The sequence below is a fragment of the Bradyrhizobium sp. UBA2491 genome, assembly GCF_002341725.1.
Lineage (GTDB): Bacteria > Pseudomonadota > Alphaproteobacteria > Rhizobiales > Xanthobacteraceae > Bradyrhizobium.
In genome coordinates, this window is record NZ_DDOP01000081.1 from 169,057 (window position 1) to 189,631 (window position 20,575).

Here is a 20,575-nt window from a genome sequence, read left to right on the forward strand (position 1 = left end):
AACCGGCCTCCGAGGAAAGTGATCTTCCTCGGTCTGCGCGGCATCCCCGAGATACAGGGCGGCGTCGAGACCCATGTCGCCGCGCTCGCCGTGCGCATCGCGCAGCGCGGCTGGCAGGTCGAGGTGCTCGGACGCCGGCCGTACCTGCCATCACCGGAGCCGTACGTCTGGAAAGGCGTCGCGGTGACGCCGATCTGGACGCCGCGTTCAAAGCACGTCGAAGCGTTGCTGCACACCACGCTCGGCCTGTTCGCCGCCGCTCGCCGCAATCCGGACCTGGTCCATATCCATGCGATCGGTCCGGCGCTGCTCACGCCGCTGGCCCGCCTGCTCGGCCTTCGCGTGGTGGTGACGCATCACGGCTTCGACTACGAACGCCAGAAATGGGGATGGATGGCGAAGTCGGTCCTGCGCGCCGGTGAATGGATGGGAATGAAGTTCGCCCATGCGCGTATCGGCGTGGCGAAGGGCATCGTCGACTCGGTCCGCGCCAGGCACGGCGTCCCAGCAAGCTTCATTCCGAACGGCGTGGAGAGCAGCACTCCGAAGCTCGGCACCTCCTATCTCGACTATATCGACGTGAAGCCGTACCGCTACATCCTGAGCGTCGGCAGAATCGTCGAGGAAAAACGGCAGCTCGATCTGATCGATGCCTTCGCGCGCCTGGGTGACCCTACCCGGAAGCTGATCATCGTCGGCACGGCCGATCACAACGGCAATTACCTGCGCGCGGTCGAGAAGGCGGCAGCGGCGACGCCGGGCGTGGTGATGACCGGCTTCCAGTCCGGCGAGAGCCTCGCCCAGCTCTATCGGCACGCGGCGTTGTTCGTTCTCCCATCCAGCCATGAGGGCATGCCGATGGTGCTGCTCGAGGCGCTGAGCCACGGGGTGCCCTGCCTGGCGAGCGACATTGACGCCAATCTCGCGCTCGACCTCGGGCCGGAGAGCTACTTTCCGCTGGGTGACGTCGATGCGCTCGCGGGAGCGATCAGGCTGAAGCTCGCCCCATCGGGCAACCTGCCGGATCGAAGCGAGCGAGCCGCGCGGGCGCTCGATTGCTTCGGCTGGGACCCGATCGTCGACCGCACCATCGAAGTCTATGAGAGTGCGCTGGCAGCGCGCAAACCGGGACGGGCGCATCGCGGCGGCACCGACCTCAAGAACCATCTCGGGTTCGGAGGCGGGCAATGACGCTGGCCCTTCGCAAGCTGGAGATGACCGTGCTGGGCATCGGCTTCCTCGGCCTCGCCTGGAGCAAGGACAAGCTGCGCGGCTACGCCACGCCGAACACCGTGTCGAAGTTCGACGTCGAAGGCCAGATCGCCTATCTGCTCGACATCTTCGGCTCGTTCCGTCGTTTCATGCCGCCGGGATTCGATCTGCGGGGCCGCGATGTGCTCGAGCTCAGTCCTGGCGCGTCGCGCGGCAACGGTGCGTTGTTCCTTGCCATGGGGGCGCGGTCCTATCACGCCATCGACGTGTTCAACCTCGCCGGCGACGAGGACCCCGTGTTCTACGAGCTGCTGCTCGATCGCTTCTCCCATGGCACCAAGGCGGACCGGCAGCGCGCCCATGCCCTCTCATCGGCGTCCGGCGCCCGCGAGTTCAGCTACGTGGTCGGCCGGGATTTCGACATTCCCCGCCTCGCCGGCGGACGAACCTTCGACCTGATCGTGAGTTGTGCGGCGTTCGAGCATTACGACAGCGTCCCCGATACCGTCGCCGGCTTGACGCAGGTGGCCCGGCCGGGCTGCGAGGCGATCCACATCATCGACCTGCAAACGCATTCGCGCTGGATTCGCGAGCACGACCCCAACAACATTTATCGCTATCCGGAGCCGATCTACCGGCTGTTCCGCTTTCCTGGCCAGCCGAACCGGCTGCGGCCCGCCGATTACATCGCGGCCTTCGAGGCACAGGCGTGGAGCGATGTCCGGTTCGTGCCGTCGCGAACCATCGAGCCCGCGCTGCGCGGCCTCTCGCTCGCCGGTCTCGCTGCCCCATTTGCCGGCCAGGAAGACATGATCGTGCTCGATGGTGCGTTGACGGCGCGCCATCCCGGCGGGATCGGCGGCTGAGCGCGATCGGAGGTACATCGTGACCAGTCGCCGTTCCATCCTCCGCAGCATCGCCGGTGTCGCGATGCTCGCACCATTTGCCGCGCTCCCGGCTATTGCCGATCCGGCCGGCGAGCTTCCCGGTTTCCGTCGCGGGATCGGCGTCTCGCATGCGTTCGGATGGGCCGAGGTGCGCGAGGATGGCTCCTATGTGGATCCGGCGTTCTCCGCGCCGCGGTTTCGGTTCGGCGCGGACCAACGTCGGGCGATCCACGATGCAGGATTCGACTTCGTGCGTCTCGTCCTCGACGTCGGTCCGTTCCTGGCATTCGATGGGGCGAGCCGCGACCGGCTGGATGATCTCGTCATCACCACCGTCCGCGACCTGCTCGCCGCCGATCTTGGCGTGATCGTCGACCTGCACCCGAGTGCCATGAGCCCGGCCTACCGGCCTGCGGAACTCACCGCCGGCGTGAACACGCCGAAATTCCAGGCCGTGCTCGCGTTGCTGACCCGTCTCGCAGGCCGCCTCGACCAGGTTGCCGCCGAGCGGCGCAAGGCGGCGCCGCCGAGGATCGCGCTCGAGTTGATGAACGAGCCGGAGATATCAGCGGCCGCATGGCAACCGATGCTCGAAGCCGCCTACGCAGCCGCGCGCCGCGGTTCGGCGACGCTGCCGCTCGTGCTGGGCGGCGGCCTTGTGAACGCTGCCGGCGCGCTGGCGCAGATCAAGATGCATCCGTTTGCCGGCGACAGGCGCCTGATCTACACCTATCACGACTATTCGCCGTGGCAGTTCACCCATCAGGGCGTGCGCGGCAGTCCGGCCTATGCGCTGGATGGGATCGTCTATCCGGCGCCCGCATCGGTCGACGCGATGGCGCAGGCGACCGACCAGCGCATCGCGGCGCTCGGCCTCACCGGCACGGAGCTGGATCAGGCACGGCAGGCCAGGCAGACGCTCGCGAGCTATGTCAGCTCCGGCTTCAACCGATCGACGCTGGAGCGGACGTTTCAGCAGGTGGCGGCGTGGCGCACGGCGCAGAACCTGCCGGCGCAGGCGATCCTGCTCGGCGAGTTCGGCGTGCACAGGACGCCCTTCCAGGACAGCGTCGCAGGCGCGACCGCGCGCGCGAGCTGGCTGCGTGACATGCGTGAGCTCGCGGAGGCTTACGGTTTCGCCTGGTCCTGCTGGACTTATGTCGCGACAGGCGGATTCGCATTGGCGGAGAACGAAACCGGCCCCGGCTTCGATGCCGCGACCCGCGGCGCGCTCGGCCTGACATCGCCATGAGGCCAGACATGACACCGCGTCGCTACGGCAATATCGACGGGTTGCGAGCGATCGCGGCGCTTGGCGTCATGGTCGAGCATATGTTCGGTGATCTGCTTCGGCAGACCCCGCTTGCCGCCGGGCCGATGAATGCGGCTGGCGAGATGCTGGTTCAGAATGTGAGTCTTGGCCGGTTCGGCGTGGCGCTGTTCTTTCTGATCAGCGGCTTCGTCGTGCCGTTCAGCATCGGCGGCGAACGGCCGCTGTTTCAATTCGCCGTTTCGCGAATATTCCGGCTCTATCCCGCTCTGTGGCTCGCGCTCGCGGTGCTCGCGACCATGGCTTGTCTTGCTGGCGAGCCGCCGCGCGCGGTGACGGTGCTTGCGAACATGACGATGGCGCCGACGCTGTTCGGCCAGCCCTGGCTGTCGCCGATCTACTGGACGCTGTTCATCGAGCTGGTGTTCTACATCCTGATCGCGCTGCTGTTCTCGGTCGGCAAGCTCCGCCAGGTCGGCGTGCTGTCGATCCTGAGCCTGGCGCTCGTGGTCGCAACGGCGTTGCCGGTCCAGTTGCGGACGCATGGGATTGCCAACGTCCCGGTGCAGTATCTCGGCATGCACCTCTCATTCCTGTTCCTGGGTCTGCTGTTGCGCCTGTGGCTTGTCGAGCGGGTGCCCGGTGCGCGCACGGCGGCGCTGGCGCTGGTGCTTGCACAGGTTGCCGCGGTGCCGTCGGTGGCGGCCTTCTCGCTGGCGCGCGGCGACAATTTCATCATGGAAGGGCTGTTGCCCGTCGTTACGGCCTATGCGCTGGCTTTCGTGATCTTCATGGCGGCCGTCAGGTTCGATCGGCCTCGTTCGCCGCTGCTGTCGCAGATCGGGCTGATCAGCTATTCGATGTACCTGTTCCACTGGCCGGTGAACGTCACGGTCTACCGCTTCCTGCCACTGACCGGACAGATCAGCGATATCGCCACCATGCTGATCTGCACCGGCCTCGTCCTGCTGGTGTCCTGGCTGGTCTACCGGCTGGTCGAGCGCCCGATGATCATGTTCGGGCGCGCGATCGTGCTGCGGCATGGCGTCGCCAGTCGGCCATGACGCCGGCCAGTCGCGCCCTCAGTGAATCGCCGCGTACATGATCTTCTCCTCGGTGGCCTCGACCGCGGAGAATTCCTCGACCACCTTGCCCTGGCGCGACACCAGAATGCGGTCGGAGAGCGCCATGATCTCGGGCAGATAGGATGATATCACCACCACCGCCTTGCCCTCATCGGCGAGCTGGTTGATCAGCTCGTGGATCTCGACGATGGCGCCGACGTCGACGCCGCGGGTCGGCTCGTCGAAGATGATCAGCTCGGGTTCCTGCACCAGCGATTTGGCGATCACCACCTTCTGCTGGTTGCCGCCTGACAGCTCGACCACCTTGGCCTCGTCGCCGATCGCACGGACCTTGAGCCGCTGGGTCCAGGTCTTGCCGACCGTGTTGGTCTCGCGCCGCGACAGCAGCATCCGTCCCGCGGGAAACTTGGAGAGCAGGCCGAGATAGATGTTGCGGGCGATCGAGGCGGTCTCGAAGAAGCCCTCGACCTTGCGATCCTCGGTGACATAGGCGATGCCGGCCTTGACCGCCGGCGCCGGCACCCGGTAGCGCACCGGCTTGTCGTGCAGCAGGATCTCGCCGCCGTGGAAGAAATCGCGCTTCAACACGCCGGATACGATCTTGAAGGTTTCGGTGCGGCCCGCGCCGACCAGGCCGAACACGCCGGTGATCTGGCCGGCGAACACCGACAGCGAATTGTTCTTCACCATCGGTGCCATCTTGAGGTTCTGCACCGTGAGCACACGCGCACCGGCCGGCCGGACGCTGGCCTTCCGCGCGCCGTACAGCGTGTTGGAGAGGTCGCGGCCGACCATCGCCTGGACGATCGCCGCGCGGTCGAACTTCGCGGCGTCGTCGGTGACGACGTGCTTGCCGTCGCGCAGCACCGTGATGCGGTCGGCGAGCAGCAGGGCTTCCTCCAGCGCGTGCGAGATGAAGATGATCGAGACGCCGCGCTTCTTCAGGTCGCGGACCAGGTCGAAGAAATACTTCTTCTCCTCCGGCGTCAGCGATGCCGTCGGCTCATCGAAGATGATGACCTTGGCCTTGTGCAGGACTGCGCGGGCGATCTCCACCATCTGCTTCTTGGCGGCGCCGAGCCCGCTCACGGTCGCGGTCGGCGTCACGTCGAAATTGAGCGATTGCAGGAATTGCTGGGCGGCGATGTAGATGCCGCGCAGCCGGTTGTAGAATTTCTCCTGCCCGAGAAACAGGTTTTGCGCCACCGTCATGGTCGGCACCAGGCTGTTCTCCTGGAACACCATCGCGATGCCGAGATTGCGTGCCTCGAGCGGCGTGCGTGGCGCGACGTCGGAGCCGTCGACCGTCATGCTGCCCGAGGTCAAGGTCACGACGCCGGCCATCACCTTGGTCAGCGTCGACTTGCCGGCGCCGTTCTCGCCGACCAGCGCGTGGATCTCGCCGCGGCGGAGATCGAAGTCGACACCCTCGATCGCGGGCACGCCGGCATAGAGCTTGGTCGCCTTGCGCAGGGACAGCATGGTGTCGCTCATGAGCCTGTCTCCTCGGCAAGCCCGGCAAGGGGCAGTTTCAGCACGCGGCCCGGTCCCTTGGCGATCAGCACGAGGTCACCGCCCAGCTCGAGCGCCGCGACGACGCCGTGATTGATGCCGTCGACCCGGCTGTGCAGCGAATAGAGCGGCTTGCCGTCTTCTCCGAGCCGGATCACGAGGCCGTAGGAACGCGGCGGCGCCCATGGCTTGATGACGCCCATCGTCTTGATGTGCGCGCCCTGCATCGGCTCCTTGAACGAGAAGCCCGAGCGCAGCCGCGGCGCCACCCAATAGGCCGGGTCGATCTCGGCCATCATGCGGCGCCGGTAGGCCGGCTCGCGCAGCACGAACTCGACCAGCTGGGTGCGAGCGGTGAATGCGGTGAGCCAGTAGCCGCCGCCCACTGCCCTTGACAGCCGCGACGGATAGACCGGCAGGTGACCGAGCACGATCTGCGGCGGCCTGCCATCCGCGACGAGCACGAGACGATGCCGCCAGCTCTCGCTGACCAGCACGCCATCGCCACGCGCGCAGGCGCCGAAAGCGTAACCAAGTCTTGACGCCAGTGGCTTGACCGATCTGGTCCTGGGATCGAGCCGGAACACGCGGCCGTTGCGGTTCAGCTCCATCAGGTCGCGCGCCCAGTCGTCGACGCCGCAGGTCGACGAGCCGTCGGTCGCGATCAACGTCCCGTCATCTGCCAGCGTCAGCGCATTGATCGCATTGAAGGCAGTATCGCTGAACGTCACGTTCGGCTCACGCGACGTTGGATCGGCATAGAGGCGCACTTCCCGGCCGCCGAGCGCGACCGCGATGCCGCCGTCGGCGAGTGTACAGAGCGCCGAGATCGGCTGCTCGAAGCTGCGCAGCTCGGTCGCGGCACTGCCGTCGAGCCGCAGCAGGCGGTGGCCGTCGGCGACGTAGAGATTGCGGCCGTCGGTCGCGAGGTCCTCAAGCGCCTCGCCTTCCAGCAAGGTGGTTGCGGCCTCCAGCTTCTGGTTCGGCTTGAGCGCGCCATCGAACGACGGCACGGTGATGGTGGCCTCGCCACGGCCGAGGAAGCGGTTGGCGAATTCCCTGACGGCCGCGATCACGACAGCTTCCCCCAGCGCTTGTCATACTGCACGAAGTTCGGGTCGGCATTCGTCAGCTTGTAGCGGCCGATCCGGTTGTTCATGATGCCGCCGAGATAGAGATAGCCGCGATGCTCGCGCATCGAGGTGATCATCGGATGGTTCTCGCCGCGCAGGTCCCAGAACGATTCGAGGATCTTGCCCTGCTCGTTGAACTTGACCACACAGCCGGTGTTGATGTTCGGGAACAGCCATTCATCGACCGGAACGCGCTTGGCCATGCGGCGGCGGAAGCCCGGCATCTTCCAGGCGAGGTCGAGCGAGGGGCTGCGCATGCCGACCAGCGCCAGCCAGTAATTGCCGTCGGAGGCGAGATTGATGTTGTCGGGATAGCCCGGCAGATTGTCCATCACCACCTCGACCTGGCCTTTCTTCGGCCCGGCGAACCACAGCCGCTTGATCGAGCAGCCGAAGGTTTCGGCGAACAGGATCGACTGGCCGTCGCTGGCGACGCAGATGCCGTTGGGGAATTTGAGGCCGCGCAGCGCCGTGTGCGTCGCGCCGGTCTTGGTGTCGTAGCAGATGATGCGGCCGTTGCCGCGGGCCTCGAGGCCGTCGATCGGCCATTCGTCCATCTCGTAGCGGACGGTTGCTTCGGAGAAGAAGATCAGGCCGTCATCGGTGATGTCGAGGTCGTCGGCCAGCCGCAGGCGGCTGTCGTCGTTGACCGAATGCATGCTGCGGTTGGTCTCGTCGGTCGCCTTCTCCACGGTGCCGTCGGGCTTGATGCGGTAGAGGCCCATGCCGCCGATGCAGACATAGAGATTGTCCTGGCGGTCGAACGCCATGCCGAGCGGCTGGCCGCCGATATGGGCGAATACCTCCATCCGCTGATAATCCGGCGCGAGGAAGCGCATGATGTCGCCGTGGCGCGAGCCGGCATAGAGATTGTCGTGGCGATCGAGGATCACGTCCTCCGGCGCCTCGATGCGGCCGAGCCCGATCAGTTCGACATCGCGCAGCTTGTCGTTCTGCTCGAACGGGCCGCCCTGGCCGATCTCGGTCGGCGGGGGCGGCGGCAGCGCGTGATAGGTCGGCGCGACATAGACCTTGCTGATGATGCGGGTGCGGTTCTTCTGCCAGCGGATATCGACCATCGCGGCGACCAGCAGGATGCCGGCGAGCGCCATGCGGTTGATGCCGCCGCGCGCATTGAGCGTGGTCAGGCCGTTGGTGATCAGCAGCACGATCAGCACGCCGACCAGCGATTTGGCGACCGAGCCCTTGCCGCCGCCGAGCGTGATGCCGCCGAGCACGGTCGCGGTCAGCACGATCACCTCGAGGCCGACGCCGATGTCGCCGCCGACGGTGCCGAGCCGCGCCGCGAAGAACAGCGCCGCGATGCTGGTCAGCACGCCGCTTGCGACGTAGCAGAGCGCGATGGTGCGGCGGACCGGAATGCCGGAATTGTAGGCCGAGCGGCGCGAGCCGCCGATCGCCGTGATGTGCCAGCCCGGGCGCAGCCGGGTCATGAAGATGTGACCGAAGATCGCGATCGCGATATAGACCAGCGCGACGCTCGGAATGCCGAACACGTCGCCGCCACCGATGAAATTCCAGGACGGGATGTCGGGAAAGGCGGCTGCGATCGAATTGGAGTAGCGCTGGATCAAGAGATCGAACGCCGAACGGTAGATGATCAACGTGATCAGCGTGGTGATGAAGGCACGGAGCCGCAGATATCCGATCAGGATGCCGTTGACGGCGCCGAGCAGCGCGCCGCAGGCGAGGGTGGCGACCACCACCGCGGGCACCGGCCAGTTCAGCACGTCGAGCAGATAGAGCGCGCAGAAATCGGTCAGCGCGAAGATCGAGCCGACCGACAGATCGATGCCGCCGACGATGACCACCAGCGCCATGCCGAGCCCGATGAAGCCGATCTCGCCGGCCTGCCGCGCGGTGTCGGCGAGGCTCGACGGCGACAGGAAGTGGTCGATGGAGCGGCTCAGCGCGAAGCCGACGATCAGGAGCAGGATCACCGGAATTGCGGTCTCGGTCCATCGCTTGGACAGGATCTCGCCGAGGAGATGATCCGGCCAGTAGCGGTAACGCAGGCTCGTCAAGGTGTCGCGCATCGGCATTCCAGCAAGCTGTTCGATTTCGGGAGATCGACGTCCCGGGCGAGTGGGCCGGGGACGTCGAGCGGGAATGGCCGGACTATTTCTTCAGGTCGCTGAGATTCCAGCACGCGGTCTGGCTGTCCGCATTCTCCTTGGTGATCGGAATCAGGGTCGTGTATTCCGATCCCTTGACCGAGCCGGCCTTGGCGCCCGACGACAGCAGCCATTTGATCGTGCCGGCCATCTGCGCGGCCTGGGTCGGCACGTCGTAGCTCAGGTTGAGGTCGAAGGCGCCGGACTTGACGAGTTCGCAGGCGCCCTTGCGTTCGCCGCCGCCGGAAGTCGCGACGAACACCTTGCCGGTCAGGCCGGCTTCCTTCACCGCGGCCGCGGTGCCGATGTCCATGCCGTCCCAGAAGCCGACGATGCCGCAAAGATCGGGATTCTGCTTCAGCACGGTCTGGGTGATCGCCTTGGCCTTTGCGGCATCCCAGTCGGCGGCCTGGCTCGACACCACCTTGATCTCCGGATGCTTGGCGAGCACGTTCTCGACGCCCTTCAGCGTGTAGGCGCTGGCGGCCGCCGAGAGCGCGCCTTGCACGATGGCGATCTTGTTCGACTTGCCCTGGCACGCCTTGACCACGGCCTCGGTGTCCTTCTCGCCGATCTCGATCCAGTTGGCGCCGACGAAGGCCGAAGAGCGGTAGGCCGAGCCCATGTTGATCTGGATCACGTAGATGCCTTCGTTCTCGGCGCGTTGCAGCAGCTTGGCGTAGGTCTGCACGTCCGGATTGTGGATCACCATCACGGCCGGCTTCTCCGAGATCAGCGAGGTCACCGCCTGCGCGCCGGCATTGGTGTTCCAGTTCGGATCGCGGATTTCGAACTTCACGCCGAACGGTTCGAGCTCCTTCTTCAAGCCGGCGTACCAGCCTTCGGTGAGGTCGAAGTTCATCGCCACCGGAACGTAGGCCACCGTCTTGCCGGCGAGGGCCTCCTTGAACGGCTTCTGGAACGGCTCGTCCAGGCCTTGCTGGGCGATGGCGGGTGCGGCGATGGCCGCGAGCCCGAGTGCCGCGGCGATCACCTTTGCAGTCCTGACAGCGTGTCTCATTGCTTCCTCCTTGCTCGTGATTGAGGTTTCCGTGGCTTGGTTCAGATGTCGCCCTGCTGTGCGGTTTCTTCGTTGCGCGGATTCAGGAATGAATCCGTGATGACGGCGAGCAGCAGGACGACGCCCTTGACGAGGTTCTGGCCGGCGTAGGAGATGTCCATGATGGTCATGCCGTTGAGCATGGTGCCGATCAGCAGCGTGCCGATGATGACGTTGAGCACGCCGCCGCGGCCGCCGGACAGGCCGATGCCGCCGAGCACGACGACCAGGATGACGTCGTAGATCAGGGTCGAATTGAAGATGCGGGTCGGCATCGAGTTGACGGAGGCCGCCATCACCAGGCCCGCGAAGCAGCCGATCAGCGCCGCGACGACATATTGCAGCACGATGATCGGGCGCGAAGGGATGCCGGTGACGCGGGCCGCGTAGGGATTGTCGCCGATCGCATAGATATAGGCGCCCCAGCGCGTCTGGCGCAGCAGGAAGGCCACCACCACGCAGGCGATCACGAACATCACGATCGAGGTCGGGATGCCGAGGATGGTGCCCTGTCCGAGCCGCTCGAAGCCCTTCATTCCGTCGCTCCACTGCACGACGTCGAGCTGAAACAGCGCGGCCTGCCCGAGGCCGGCGAGCAGCAGGCCGGTCGCCAGCGTCGCGAACAGCGAAGGGACCTCGGCATAGGCGATCAGCCAGCCATTGACCAGGCCGAACGCGATCGTCAGCAGTACGGCGGTCAACAGCGAGGCCGGCAGCGAGTGGCCGTTCTGCACCATTTGCAGCACGAGCCCCGGCGGCACCGCGAGCGCTGCGATCAGCGAGATGTCGATGCCGCGCCCGATCACGACGATCGCCATGGCAAGTCCGAGGATGCCGAGCACGGCGACGTTTTGCAGCAGCGTCAACATGTTTTCCGGCGTCAGAAAGCCGCGCAGGAAAATCGAGAAAGCCAGGAAGAGGGCGGCGAATACGGCGAAGACGATCTCCTGTTGATTGAACCGCAATCGCTTCATTGCCTCGTCCTTCCTGCTGCTATGGGTGCGCCGTTTGCCGGGACCTCGTGCGGGAGCCGGTCGCGGCGCGGCTGGGCCGTGTCCTGCCCGCGACCGCCGCATCGACGAACGCACCGACAGTGTCGATGTAGGCCTCGATCGACGTGCCGCGCCTGCGGTACTTCGCGCGCTTGACGTACCAGTCCTGCAACAGCGGCTTGATCAGCGAGGCCGTCAGCGTGACCTGATCGATCGCGAACGCGCCGCTGGCGACACCCTGCTTGAGCACGTCGGCGATGATCTTCTCGGTCATCACCTCCATCTCGATGGCGCGCTGGCGTTCCGCGGGCGGAAACGATTTCGCTTCCATGAAGGAGAACACGAACCAGGGCTGCATCGCCTCGCTCATGCGAACATGGGTCGCGATGATCCAGTGCAGATGCTTGCGGGCATCCTGCTTGACGTCGGCGGGCGGTGCGGTGAGGACCTCCGCGGCGGTCTCGGCGACCTCGCCGAGGATCATCGACAGCAATGTCGGCTTGCTGTCGAAGTAGGTATAGAGACCGCCCATGCTGAGGCCGGACGCTTCCGCCAGCTGGCGCAGCGTGGTGGCGTGAAAGCCGTGCTTGTTGGACAGCGTGAGCGTCGCGCCGATGATGCGCGCCAGGTTTGGAACGGCGAGATGCGTTTTCTGGACCCGGATGGAATCCCGATGCCGTTCGAGGATCCGTGCGCAAAGCACGTCCATCGCGAACGCATTCGTCCCCGGCCGCTGGCGCGCGAGACCCAAATTGCCTCCCTGGCTATGCTTCCGGACCGCTTCATTTTCTTGACCGGTCCGGGCTGGGCTTTACGCCCTTGCTCAATTCCTAGCGCACGAAGCGGCGGTCGGAAAAGGGGGATCAGCAAATTTTCTGAGAGAGCGCTCGCTCGTTTTCTGCGCCAGCCATATGGCTTGCCCGCGCGCGCAACTCCGTTCCGGTGGCCCTCGGGAACTTTTGTGTTGAATGGACAACACAAATTCCTGACGCGCTGGTCGAGCGATATGCCAGTTAGACGGCCGTCACATTCCAGATATAAAGAACGCAGGTTCGCGGGCCGGAAGGCCAACCTGCACAGACATGCTGGCCGAATTTCACCCGTGGTCACTTTGGGCCGAAGCAAGGTTATGACGGCAGTGGGATCATATGGTGCACGGGCTGGCGCCGTGATCAGCGGTGACGCTCCGCGATCTTCCGCGACGTCGCGTCATCTGTTCGGGATTTGTGCCGCGCTGCTGATCGGCGGCATCTGCGCGGTTGCCGCGCAGCAGCGCGAGATTGTTGCCGCATCTGCGCCGATCGAGTTCAACATCCCCGCCCAGCAGTTGGCCAGCGCGTTGCAGGCCTATGGCGAGCGAACCGGCGTTCAGGTACTTTATGAAAGCAACTCCGCAACCGGCCGGACGTCGACGTTGGTCGAGGGGAGCCTCACGCCCGAGGACGCATTGAATCTGCTTCTGAAGGGGTCCGACCTGAAGGTCCAGTATATTCGTCCGGATGCGATCACCCTTGCCTCGCGCAGTGCGCGTGTCGACCGTCCGCCGGCAAGCCCGCTCGCGACCGCGGACCTGTCGCTGGGCACGCTGCAGGTGCGGGCGACCAATGACGGCAGCGATACCGGTGCGCTGCGCGACTACAGCGAAAGCCTGCAGTTCGACATTCAGAAAGCGCTTCAGAAGAACATCGGGTCGCGTGGTGGCAGCTATCAGCTCGTCGTCGACCTGTGGATCGACGCGTCGCGCACGATCCAGCGCGCCCAGTTGTTCCGGCCGACCGGTGATCAGAACCGCGATGCAGCCGTGACTGCGGCGCTGCAAGGGCTGACCGTGAGCCGGGCCACACCCGCCAATGCGTCGCTGCCGGTGCGGATCGCGATCCGGGTGAAATCATTGCAATGAGCGCCAGCGACACTAGCGGACCCGACGGCGCGCGCGGCATCAGCCCGATGACGCGGATGTTTCGTCCCGATGATCCAGGCGCCTGGAGTTCGGGCGAGGTCCTGCGCCTGCTGCTGGCGCCGGCGATCGCGACGCTGCTGTTCGTCGGTGGAATCTACTGGATCCGGTTGCAGCCGCCGGCCGGGTCGGCCAGCCGCGAGCAGAGCTCGGTCGTACAGGTTCGGTTGCTGCCGAGCCCGTCGCCCGCGCCGATCCCGGTCGCACCCGTGTCGCAGCCGCAAACCGCGGCGCTTGCCAGCAGGACCGAGGTGTCGCCGGAGAACGCTGAACCGCCGCTGGACAATCTGACGGCGGCCTCGGGGCGAGAGCCGATGCCGGCGGAGCCGACCGTGCCGAGCTTCCATCCGACGCCATCGCCTGCCGACGCGCCGCCCAACAGCGTCACCGTGAAATACCAGCAAGCGCTGCTTCGTCATGTGGCGCGCTACCAGCGCTATCCGAGTGCGGCACGGCTCGGGCGGCTGCGCGGGGCGGTCGAGACGCTGTTTTCCATGCAGCGCGACGGCACCCTGCTCGATGTCTGGGTCAAGACCAGTTCCGGAGAGGTCGTGCTCGACAAGGCGGCCGTTGATGCGATCCGGCGCGCGCAACCGCTGCCGTCGATCCCGTCGGCGCTGCCGGACCGGCTCAATATTCAGATCACCCTGGTGTTCGATCCGTCCTGATCCGGTCGCGCGCTACCGGGCCGGCTTCGTCGGCTCCGGACGCCGTTTCATTGTTTTTGGATGTGACCCCGACGCATCAGCTTCCGTGTCGTTCGGTGTCGACTTGTTACCGTCATAAATGTGTTGTGCCCGGCCGTTACGAGATTGGCCAGCTTCAAGAACAGTTCAATCTGGATATCGGGCTGGTGTCTGGGAGGCCGCGGAACGTGGCTGAAATCAATCGAATGCGGCTGCGGGGGCAGCTTGCTGACAATTATGACGGCCTCGTCAAGAAATTGACCCGCCGTCTGGGATCGTCGGACTTCGCCTACGAGGCCTTGCACGAGACGTTCCTCCGGTTGGAGCGTGTCACCGATACCGTGCCGATCCGCAGTCCCGCCGACTACATATTCCGTATCGCGATCAATATCGCCAAGGATCGCCAGAAAGCGCAGAATCTCCGCGTTAGCACCGCCGAAATCGACGCACTGCTCGACGTCAGTGACGAAGGACCGAGCCCGGCGAGAATCGTCGAGGCGCGCTCCGATATCGATGCTTTCAAGCGGGCCCTGGCCGAATTGCCGGCGCGGCCGCGCGACGTACTTTATAGTGTTGCGATCGAGGGACGATCGCCGCAGGATGTCGCGGCCCGTCTCGGCGTCAGCGTGAGAACGGTAGAAAGCGATTTGAAACTGGCCCTGAGCCATTGTGCTGATTGTCTCGACTATACTTTGATCCGTCGTCTTGGCGGTCCGCGTCCCCGTTCGTGATCGAAATTCGTGGCGGTCGCGACTGCCGTCATGCGCATCACAACGGGCCGTCCATTTCGCCGCGGACGATTGTTTCCGGCGGCCGCGGGCGATGACCTCAAATCAGGTGTGACAAGCTGCACGATTTTCTATCTTCGTTCTGCGGGATAGCTGGCTTCCAGTCGTCTATCGAATAGAGAGCCACCTCTGGAGGACCTTGGGGGGCCGGGAAAGGTTCGCTGGAAGTGTTGAGCCGCTTGATCGCAGGTCTGTATGCAATCGACCGGGCGCGCGATCGTCGCGCCGCGCTTTCGCGTGCGATGCGGCTCAAGCCGCGATTGCCGGATGTTTCTGCCTGCGTTGTGCGCAACGGCCGATTGCGGTGCCCGGCTGCCTCCGGAATCGTCTATACAGCGAGCTTCGCTATGGGCTCGGCGCGATCGGGAGGTTGGGGTTTGGCGAGCAGGGTGATGAGCAATCCGTCGTGACCGAGCCGCCTCGCACATCCGGGCCCGATCCATTGCTGGACGAGGCGCTTGACTGGGTCGTTCGGCTGAAGACCGGTTCGCCGACGCGTGCCGATATCGACGCATTGCAGCGCTGGCGCGCGCAAAGTCCGGACCATGAGGAGGCGTTCAGGAGCGCAGCCCGGCTGTTCCGCAGCGCCGGCGCCGCGGCCAAGGAGCTTGCCGAGGAACAGGCCGCAACGGATGCCGTCGTGGCATTGCCGCAGCGGCGGTCACGGTTCTTGACACGCCGCATGGTGTTGGGCGGCGCGATTGCTGCCGCCGCCGGATACTTGATGATCCGGCCGCCTCTCGATATGTGGCCGTCGATCGACGAACTCTCGGCCGACTACCGCACCGGAAAAGGCGAGCAGCGCAAGGTGATGCTGACGCCCGACATATCGGTCGAACTGAATACCCAGACCAGCCTTGCGCTGCGGCCCTCGCCGAACGAAACCCGGGTCGAGCTGATCTCGGGTGAGGCCTCGGTGATCGCCCGAAGGTCGTCGACGACGCCGCTGGTGATGCTGGCGCGCGACGGCCGTATCAGTGCGTTGCAGGCCGACTTCAACGCGCGCTGCCTCGACGGTGTCGTTTCGGTGACATGCCTCGACGGTATCGTCACCGTCGAGCAGGGCGGCCGGTCGGTACAGCTTCGCAAGGCCGAACAGGTCAGCTACTCGCCCGCCGGACTGCAAGCCTCGCTTCCGGTCGATGCCAAGCAGGTCGCCGCCTGGCAGACCGGATTGTTGATCTTCCGCGACCGGCCATTGGCAAGCGTAGTGGACGAAGTGAACCGGTACCGCGCCGGGAAGATCATCATTACCAATGCCGAGCTGAAGCGCCGGCTCGTCAACGGCACATTCCAGGTCGACAAGCTGGACAATTTCGTCGCCCAGGTCGAGCAACTGTTCGGCGCGCGCATCACGTCGCTGCCCGGCGGTGTGGTGCTGATGAGCTGAGCTGGAGCGTCTTCGCGCGAAGCGGATACCCGTTCGCATGAAGAAAATACGCCAAAGAAAGATCTGGGGTCTCGATCTCGTTTCAATCGAAACGGCGCTCCAATCGAACGAATCCGCGCCGCGCCGCTCGAACTCCTAACAAACAAAAAATTTCTTCCGCGATGCCGCAGAATCTTTTGCGGGTTTGCTCGCGCCCAGACGTCTTCTGAGTAAGGCGCCGCTATCGCGATCTTCCTGTCGCGATGGCGCGCGTCTGCACGAAGTAAGTGGGACGTCTGTGCGTAGTCGAAGAGATCATTTGTTTTTTGGGCGTCGTCAACGGCGCCGGGTCGGGTTCTGCATGTCGGCCGCCGTGCTCTCCGTGGCTGGTTCTGTCGCGGCGGTCGTTCCGGCGCGCGCGGCGAAGGATTCCGCGGCGCCGGCCGCAGCGCCGGCGCCCGGCAAGCAGCCGGCCCAGGCGAATGCGCCGGCGCAGAAGCCGGCGGCGCCGTTGCAGCGCTTCGACATCGACGACTTCGCGGTGCAGGGCGCCGACAAGCTGCCCCAGGTCGAGATCGAGGAGGCCATCTATCCGTTCCTCGGTCCGGGCAAGACCTCGGAGGATGTCGAGAAGGCGCGCGCCGCGCTGGAGAAGGCGTATCACGACAAGGGCTACCAGACCGTCAGCGTCGCGGTCCCGCAGCAGAATGTCACCGGCGGCGTGGTCACCCTCAAGGTGACGGAACTGAAGGTCGGACGGCTGCGGGTCAAGAACTCGCGTTACTTCGACCTCGACCGGATCAAGGACAGCGCGCCTTCGCTGAAGGAAGGCACCGTTCCCAATTTCACCGATGTCACCAAGGACATCGTCTCGCTCAACCAGTGGCCCGATCGCCGCGTGACGCCGGCATTGCGTGCCGGCGTGGCGCCCGGCACCGTCGACGTCGATCTCAATGTCGAGGACAAGGCGCCGATCCACGCCAGCCTCGAAGTGAACAACCGGCAATCGCCGTCCACCACGGCGAGCCGCGTCTCGGCCACCGTCCACTACGACGATCTGTGGCAGCTCGGCCACTCCCTGAGTTTCACCTATCAGGTCGCGCCGGAGCGTCCGAGCGATGCCGAGGTTTTCTCCGGCTCGTATATGGCGCGCGTGCCCAACGCCGATTGGCTCAATTTGCTGTTCTACAGCGTGAAGTCGAACAGCAATGTCGCGACGATCGGCGGTACCAACGTGGTCGGTCCCGGCATGATCATCGGCGAACGGGCCGTGATCACGCTGCCGACCCGCGAGGGCCTGTTCCACACGCTGTCGGTCGGCATGGACTACAAACATTTCGACCAGACCGTGAAACTCGGCACCGACGGTTTCTCGTCGCCCGTCACGTACTATCCTTTCGTCGCGACCTATGGTGCGACGTTCCAGAACGACAAGTTCACGACGCAGTTCAATGCCGGCATCACCTACAACATCCGGACGCTGAGCAGCCCGTGGGACGAGTTCGACGCCAAGCGCTACAAGGCGTCGCCGAGCTTCACCCACCTCAACCTCGACGTCTCGCATACCCAGGAACTGCCGGAAGGTTTCCAGCTCTACGGCAAGGTGCAGGGGCAGATTGCCGACGGTCCGCTGGTCTCGAGCGAGCAGTTCAGCCTCGGCGGTCTCGATACCGTGCGCGGCTATCTCGAATCCGAGGCGCTCGGCGACAACGGCGCGGTCGCCAACCTCGAGCTGCGCACCCCCAATGTCGGCGGCATGCTGCAGAACGAGCTGAAGAGCGAGACCGGCGAGGGCAAGCCGCGTTTCACCACCTTCAACGACTGGCGTTTCTTCGCCTTCATGGACGGTGGCTATACGGCGATTCAGCAGCCGCTCGTGGGGCAGCAGTCGTCGTTCGTCGCATGGAGCTACGGCGTCGGCACGCGTTTCAAGACGCTCGAATATTTCAACGGCATGGTCGCGTTCTCGGTGCCGGGCGTTACTCAAGCATACACGCACGCCAACAGTCCGCGCGTGAACTTCCGAATCTGGGGTGAATTCTGATGGGGATGGGCTTCTCTTTCGAGCGGCGCGCGCTGCGCCGCGGCATCGCGAATATCGCGACGGCATTGTTGTTCGGGCTCGTCGCGCTGGTGACGTCGCTCGCACCGGCGAACGCCTGGTGGAACGACGAATGGTCGCTGCGCAAGAAGATCACGGTCGATGCCAGCGCGTCGGGCGCCAACGTCACCGATCCGATCGGCGCGACGCCGGTGCTGGTCCGGCTGCATGTCGGGAACTTCCGCTTCAGCTCGGCCAAGGACGACGGCAGCGATCTCCGCTTCGTCGCCGGCGATGACAAGACGCCGCTGAAGCATCACATCGAAAAGTTCGACTCGCTGCTTGGCGAGGGCCTGGTCTGGGTTGCGGTGCCGAACCTGGCGCCGGGTGCGCGGACCGATATCTGGCTCTACTACGGCAACAAGAAAGCGCTCGCGACCAGCGATCCCAAGGGGACCTACGACCCGGATACGCTGACGGTCTATCACTTCAACGAGCGCGGCACGCCGGCGATCGATTCCTCGGTGTGGGCCAATAACGCCCAGAGCGTTGGCCAGCCCGCGGACGGTTCGCTGATCGGCACCGGCTTGCGGCTCGATGGCCGTGCCCCGGTGACGATGCCGGCCTCGCCGTCGCTCGCATCGCCGGACGGCGCCGCGCTGACCTGGTCGGCCTGGATCAAGCCATCCGCGCTGCAGCCCAATGCCGCGCTGTTCAGCCGGCGCGACGGCGCCAACGCGCTGGTGATCGGTGTCGACAACGGCAGCCCGTTCGTCGAGGTCACCAATGCGGGCTCGGTGCAGCGCTCCACCGCCGGTGCACCGGTGGCGGCCGGCAGCTGGCATCATGTCGCCGTGGTTGCGGCAAACGGTCAGGTCACGCTCTATCTGGACGGCGCATCCTATGCCGCGCTGAGCGCGAGCCTGCCGGCTCTCAATACCGTTGGCCTGATCGGAGGAGACTCGTCGACCTCCAGCGCTTCTCCGATCGCGCCTGCGACGGCCCCGTCCGCAGCAACACCGTCAGTGCCCCCTGATGCGTCGGCTGCGGACGGTGGCGCCGCGCCCGCGGCGACGCCGGATGCGGCGGCAACGCCGGCACCGGCGCCCGCTGCGGCGATGGCCGGTTTCGTCGGCGACATCGACGAGCTCGAGATCAGCAAGGTCGCGCGGCCGGTCGGCTTCATCAAGATCGCGGCGATCGGGCAGGGCCCCGACCAGGGCAAGCTGATGTCCTTCAGCGTCGACGAGGAGACCGCAAGCTGGTTGTCCGGCTACTTCGCGGTGATCCTGAAGTCGGTGACGCTCGACGGCTGGGTGGTGATCGGCATCCTTCTGATCATGGCCGTGATCAGCTGGGTGGTGATGATCGACAAGGCCTCGTATCTCAACAAGCAGGCCAAGGCGAATGCCCAGTTCATGAAGGGCTTCCGCGAGATCGCCGCCGATCTCACCATGTTGGATCGCGGCGATGCCGATGACGTCTCGACGCTCGGCGGACGCCTCACCGAGGCCGATGCCAAGATGATGCGCTCGTCCTCGCTCTACCGCATCTATCACATCGGCGCGGCCGAGATTCGCCATCGCTTCAGCAACTCGCAGCGCGCGCCGGTGCTGTCGGCAGTTTCGATCGCGGCGATCCGCGCGGCGCTCGATAGCGGCGTCGTCAAGGAGATGCAGCGGCTCAACCGCCTGATGGTGGTGCTGACGATCGCGATCTCCGGCGGACCGTTCCTCGGCCTGCTCGGCACCGTGGTCGGCGTCATGATCACCTTCGCAGCGATCGCGGCGAGCGGCGACGTCAACGTCAATGCGATCGCGCCCGGCATCGCGGCGGCGCTGGTGGCGACCGTCGCCGGTCTCGGCGTCGCGATCCCGGCGCTGTTCGGCTACAACTACCTGATCTCCCGGATCAAGGACCTGACCAACGACATTCAGGTCTTCGTCGACGAGTTCGTGACCAAGATGGCGGAATTCTATTCCGCCGACCGGCCGGACCCGATCGAACACCGCATCGCCGCGGAGTAATTGCGATGCAGATCCAGGCCGATTCAAAACCCTATGACGACATCAACATCACGCCGATGTTGGACCTCGCCTACGTGCTGCTGGTGATCTTCATCATCATGACGACGGCGACCGTGCAGGGACAGAAAGTCAACCTGCCGAAGGCCTCGGCGGCGCCGAGCCTTGCGACCCAGACCACCAAGGCGATCACGGTCGCCAACGACGGCAAGATCTTCCTCGACACCATTCCGGTGACGCTGCCCGAGCTCGAGCAGCGGCTGGTGCAGCAGAAGGCCCTGACGCCCGAATTCCCCGTGGTGCTGCGCGGCGACGCGCAGGCGCAGTACCAGAGCGTGATGGACGTGTTCGATCTGCTCAGCCGCATCGGCCTGAGCCAGGTCGGGCTCGCCACCAAGCCGCTCGTGAAGTGAGCCAGCCCGGA

At 65.2% G+C, this 20,575-nt stretch carries 17 protein-coding genes; 11 read left to right on the forward strand and 6 right to left on the reverse strand.

Annotated elements, in window-relative coordinates:
* Positions 1–18 precede the first annotated feature (18 nt).
* From B2W55_RS28785 to B2W55_RS28800, 4 genes are read left to right on the forward strand one after another with little or no spacing between them, the layout of a single operon-like run.
* Entirely contained in the window at positions 19–1,191 is a 1,173-nt protein-coding gene (locus tag B2W55_RS28785) for a glycosyltransferase family 4 protein (RefSeq protein ID WP_024578829.1), read from the forward strand.
* A complete protein-coding gene (locus B2W55_RS28790) occupies positions 1,188–2,078 on the forward strand; it encodes a hypothetical protein (RefSeq protein WP_024578830.1) in 891 nt (296 codons plus the stop codon). The genes B2W55_RS28785 and B2W55_RS28790 overlap by 4 nt, the downstream gene beginning before the upstream one ends.
* Before the next feature lie 19 nt (positions 2,079–2,097).
* Entirely contained in the window at positions 2,098–3,351 is a 1,254-nt protein-coding gene (locus B2W55_RS28795) for a glycoside hydrolase family 5 protein (RefSeq protein WP_029878757.1), read from the forward strand.
* 8 nt (positions 3,352–3,359) lie between these two features.
* Entirely contained in the window at positions 3,360–4,433 is a 1,074-nt protein-coding gene (locus B2W55_RS28800) for an acyltransferase family protein (protein ID WP_024578832.1), read from the forward strand.
* Between the two features lie 18 nt (positions 4,434–4,451).
* Here the strand turns inward: B2W55_RS28800 and B2W55_RS28805 are convergent, their stop codons facing one another.
* The 6 genes from B2W55_RS28805 to B2W55_RS28830 form a co-directional block, all read right to left on the reverse strand.
* Positions 4,452–5,948, reverse strand: coding sequence for a sugar ABC transporter ATP-binding protein (locus B2W55_RS28805; protein WP_024578833.1), 1,497 nt, complete (start codon positions 5,946–5,948; stop codon positions 4,452–4,454).
* On the reverse strand, positions 5,945–7,042 hold the full coding sequence (locus B2W55_RS28810; protein ID WP_024578834.1) for a hypothetical protein: 1,098 nt from the start codon (positions 7,040–7,042) through the stop codon (positions 5,945–5,947). The genes B2W55_RS28805 and B2W55_RS28810 overlap by 4 nt, the downstream gene beginning before the upstream one ends.
* The gene (locus B2W55_RS28815) at positions 7,039–9,162 is read right to left on the reverse strand and encodes an ABC transporter permease (protein WP_029878759.1); all 2,124 of its coding nucleotides are present in this window, start codon (positions 9,160–9,162) and stop codon (positions 7,039–7,041) included. Before B2W55_RS28815 ends, B2W55_RS28810 begins: the two co-directional genes overlap by 4 nt.
* A 76-nt stretch (positions 9,163–9,238) precedes the next feature.
* Positions 9,239–10,255: a sugar ABC transporter substrate-binding protein gene (locus tag B2W55_RS28820; protein ID WP_024578836.1), complete on the reverse strand. Its 1,017-nt coding sequence runs from the start codon at positions 10,253–10,255 to the stop codon at positions 9,239–9,241.
* 41 nt (positions 10,256–10,296) lie between these two features.
* Complete coding sequence (locus B2W55_RS28825) at positions 10,297–11,268, reverse strand: ABC transporter permease (RefSeq protein ID WP_024578837.1); 972 nt, start codon at positions 11,266–11,268, stop codon at positions 10,297–10,299.
* Positions 11,269–11,287: 19 nt separating this feature from the next.
* A complete protein-coding gene (locus B2W55_RS28830) occupies positions 11,288–11,995 on the reverse strand; it encodes a TetR/AcrR family transcriptional regulator (protein ID WP_029878760.1) in 708 nt (235 codons plus the stop codon).
* 459 nt (positions 11,996–12,454) lie between these two features.
* On the opposite strand from B2W55_RS28830, the gene B2W55_RS28835 reads away from it, so the two are divergent.
* The 7 genes from B2W55_RS28835 to B2W55_RS28865 all read left to right on the forward strand — a co-directional run bounded on the left by B2W55_RS28835 (position 12,455) and on the right by B2W55_RS28865 (position 20,564).
* The gene (locus B2W55_RS28835; protein WP_100951748.1) at positions 12,455–13,186 is read left to right on the forward strand and encodes an STN domain-containing protein; all 732 of its coding nucleotides are present in this window, start codon (positions 12,455–12,457) and stop codon (positions 13,184–13,186) included.
* Positions 13,183–13,911 (forward strand): energy transducer TonB, encoded by a 729-nt coding sequence (locus B2W55_RS28840; protein ID WP_024578840.1) that lies wholly within the window; start codon positions 13,183–13,185, stop codon positions 13,909–13,911. The genes B2W55_RS28835 and B2W55_RS28840 overlap by 4 nt, the downstream gene beginning before the upstream one ends.
* A gap of 206 nt (positions 13,912–14,117) precedes the next feature.
* Complete coding sequence (locus B2W55_RS28845) at positions 14,118–14,660, forward strand: RNA polymerase sigma factor (protein ID WP_024578841.1); 543 nt, start codon at positions 14,118–14,120, stop codon at positions 14,658–14,660.
* Between the two features lie 463 nt (positions 14,661–15,123).
* The gene (locus tag B2W55_RS28850; RefSeq protein ID WP_024578842.1) at positions 15,124–16,107 is read left to right on the forward strand and encodes a FecR family protein; all 984 of its coding nucleotides are present in this window, start codon (positions 15,124–15,126) and stop codon (positions 16,105–16,107) included.
* A gap of 340 nt (positions 16,108–16,447) precedes the next feature.
* Positions 16,448–18,130 (forward strand): ShlB/FhaC/HecB family hemolysin secretion/activation protein, encoded by a 1,683-nt coding sequence (locus B2W55_RS28855; RefSeq protein WP_024578843.1) that lies wholly within the window; start codon positions 16,448–16,450, stop codon positions 18,128–18,130.
* Between the two features lie 5 nt (positions 18,131–18,135).
* Positions 18,136–20,154 carry a DUF2341 domain-containing protein gene (locus B2W55_RS28860; RefSeq protein WP_029878763.1) on the forward strand — a complete coding sequence of 673 codons (2,019 nt, stop codon included), beginning with the start codon at positions 18,136–18,138 and terminating at the stop codon, positions 20,152–20,154.
* Between the two features lie 5 nt (positions 20,155–20,159).
* Complete coding sequence (locus B2W55_RS28865) at positions 20,160–20,564, forward strand: ExbD/TolR family protein (RefSeq protein WP_024578845.1); 405 nt, start codon at positions 20,160–20,162, stop codon at positions 20,562–20,564.
* Positions 20,565–20,575 lie beyond the last annotated feature (11 nt).

Bases quoted from the DNA above. Each gene is read 5' to 3' on its own strand.
- B2W55_RS28790 (WP_024578830.1), top strand. From the start codon at position 1,188: ATGACGCTGGCCCTTCGCAAGCTGGAGATGACCGTGCTGGGCATCGGC.
- B2W55_RS28800 (WP_024578832.1), top strand. From the start codon at position 3,360: ATGACACCGCGTCGCTACGGCAATATCGACGGGTTGCGAGCGATCGCG.
- B2W55_RS28805 (WP_024578833.1), bottom strand. From the start codon at position 5,948: ATGAGCGACACCATGCTGTCCCTGCGCAAGGCGACCAAGCTCTATGCC.
- B2W55_RS28815 (WP_029878759.1), bottom strand. From the start codon at position 9,162: ATGCCGATGCGCGACACCTTGACGAGCCTGCGTTACCGCTACTGGCCG.
- B2W55_RS28820 (WP_024578836.1), bottom strand. From the start codon at position 10,255: ATGAGACACGCTGTCAGGACTGCAAAGGTGATCGCCGCGGCACTCGGG.
- B2W55_RS28825 (WP_024578837.1), bottom strand. From the start codon at position 11,268: ATGAAGCGATTGCGGTTCAATCAACAGGAGATCGTCTTCGCCGTATTC.
- B2W55_RS28830 (WP_029878760.1), bottom strand. From the start codon at position 11,995: ATGGACGTGCTTTGCGCACGGATCCTCGAACGGCATCGGGATTCCATC.
- B2W55_RS28840 (WP_024578840.1), top strand. From the start codon at position 13,183: ATGAGCGCCAGCGACACTAGCGGACCCGACGGCGCGCGCGGCATCAGC.
- B2W55_RS28855 (WP_024578843.1), top strand. From the start codon at position 16,448: ATGTCGGCCGCCGTGCTCTCCGTGGCTGGTTCTGTCGCGGCGGTCGTT.
- B2W55_RS28860 (WP_029878763.1), top strand. From the start codon at position 18,136: ATGGGCTTCTCTTTCGAGCGGCGCGCGCTGCGCCGCGGCATCGCGAAT.
- B2W55_RS28865 (WP_024578845.1), top strand. From the start codon at position 20,160: ATGCAGATCCAGGCCGATTCAAAACCCTATGACGACATCAACATCACG.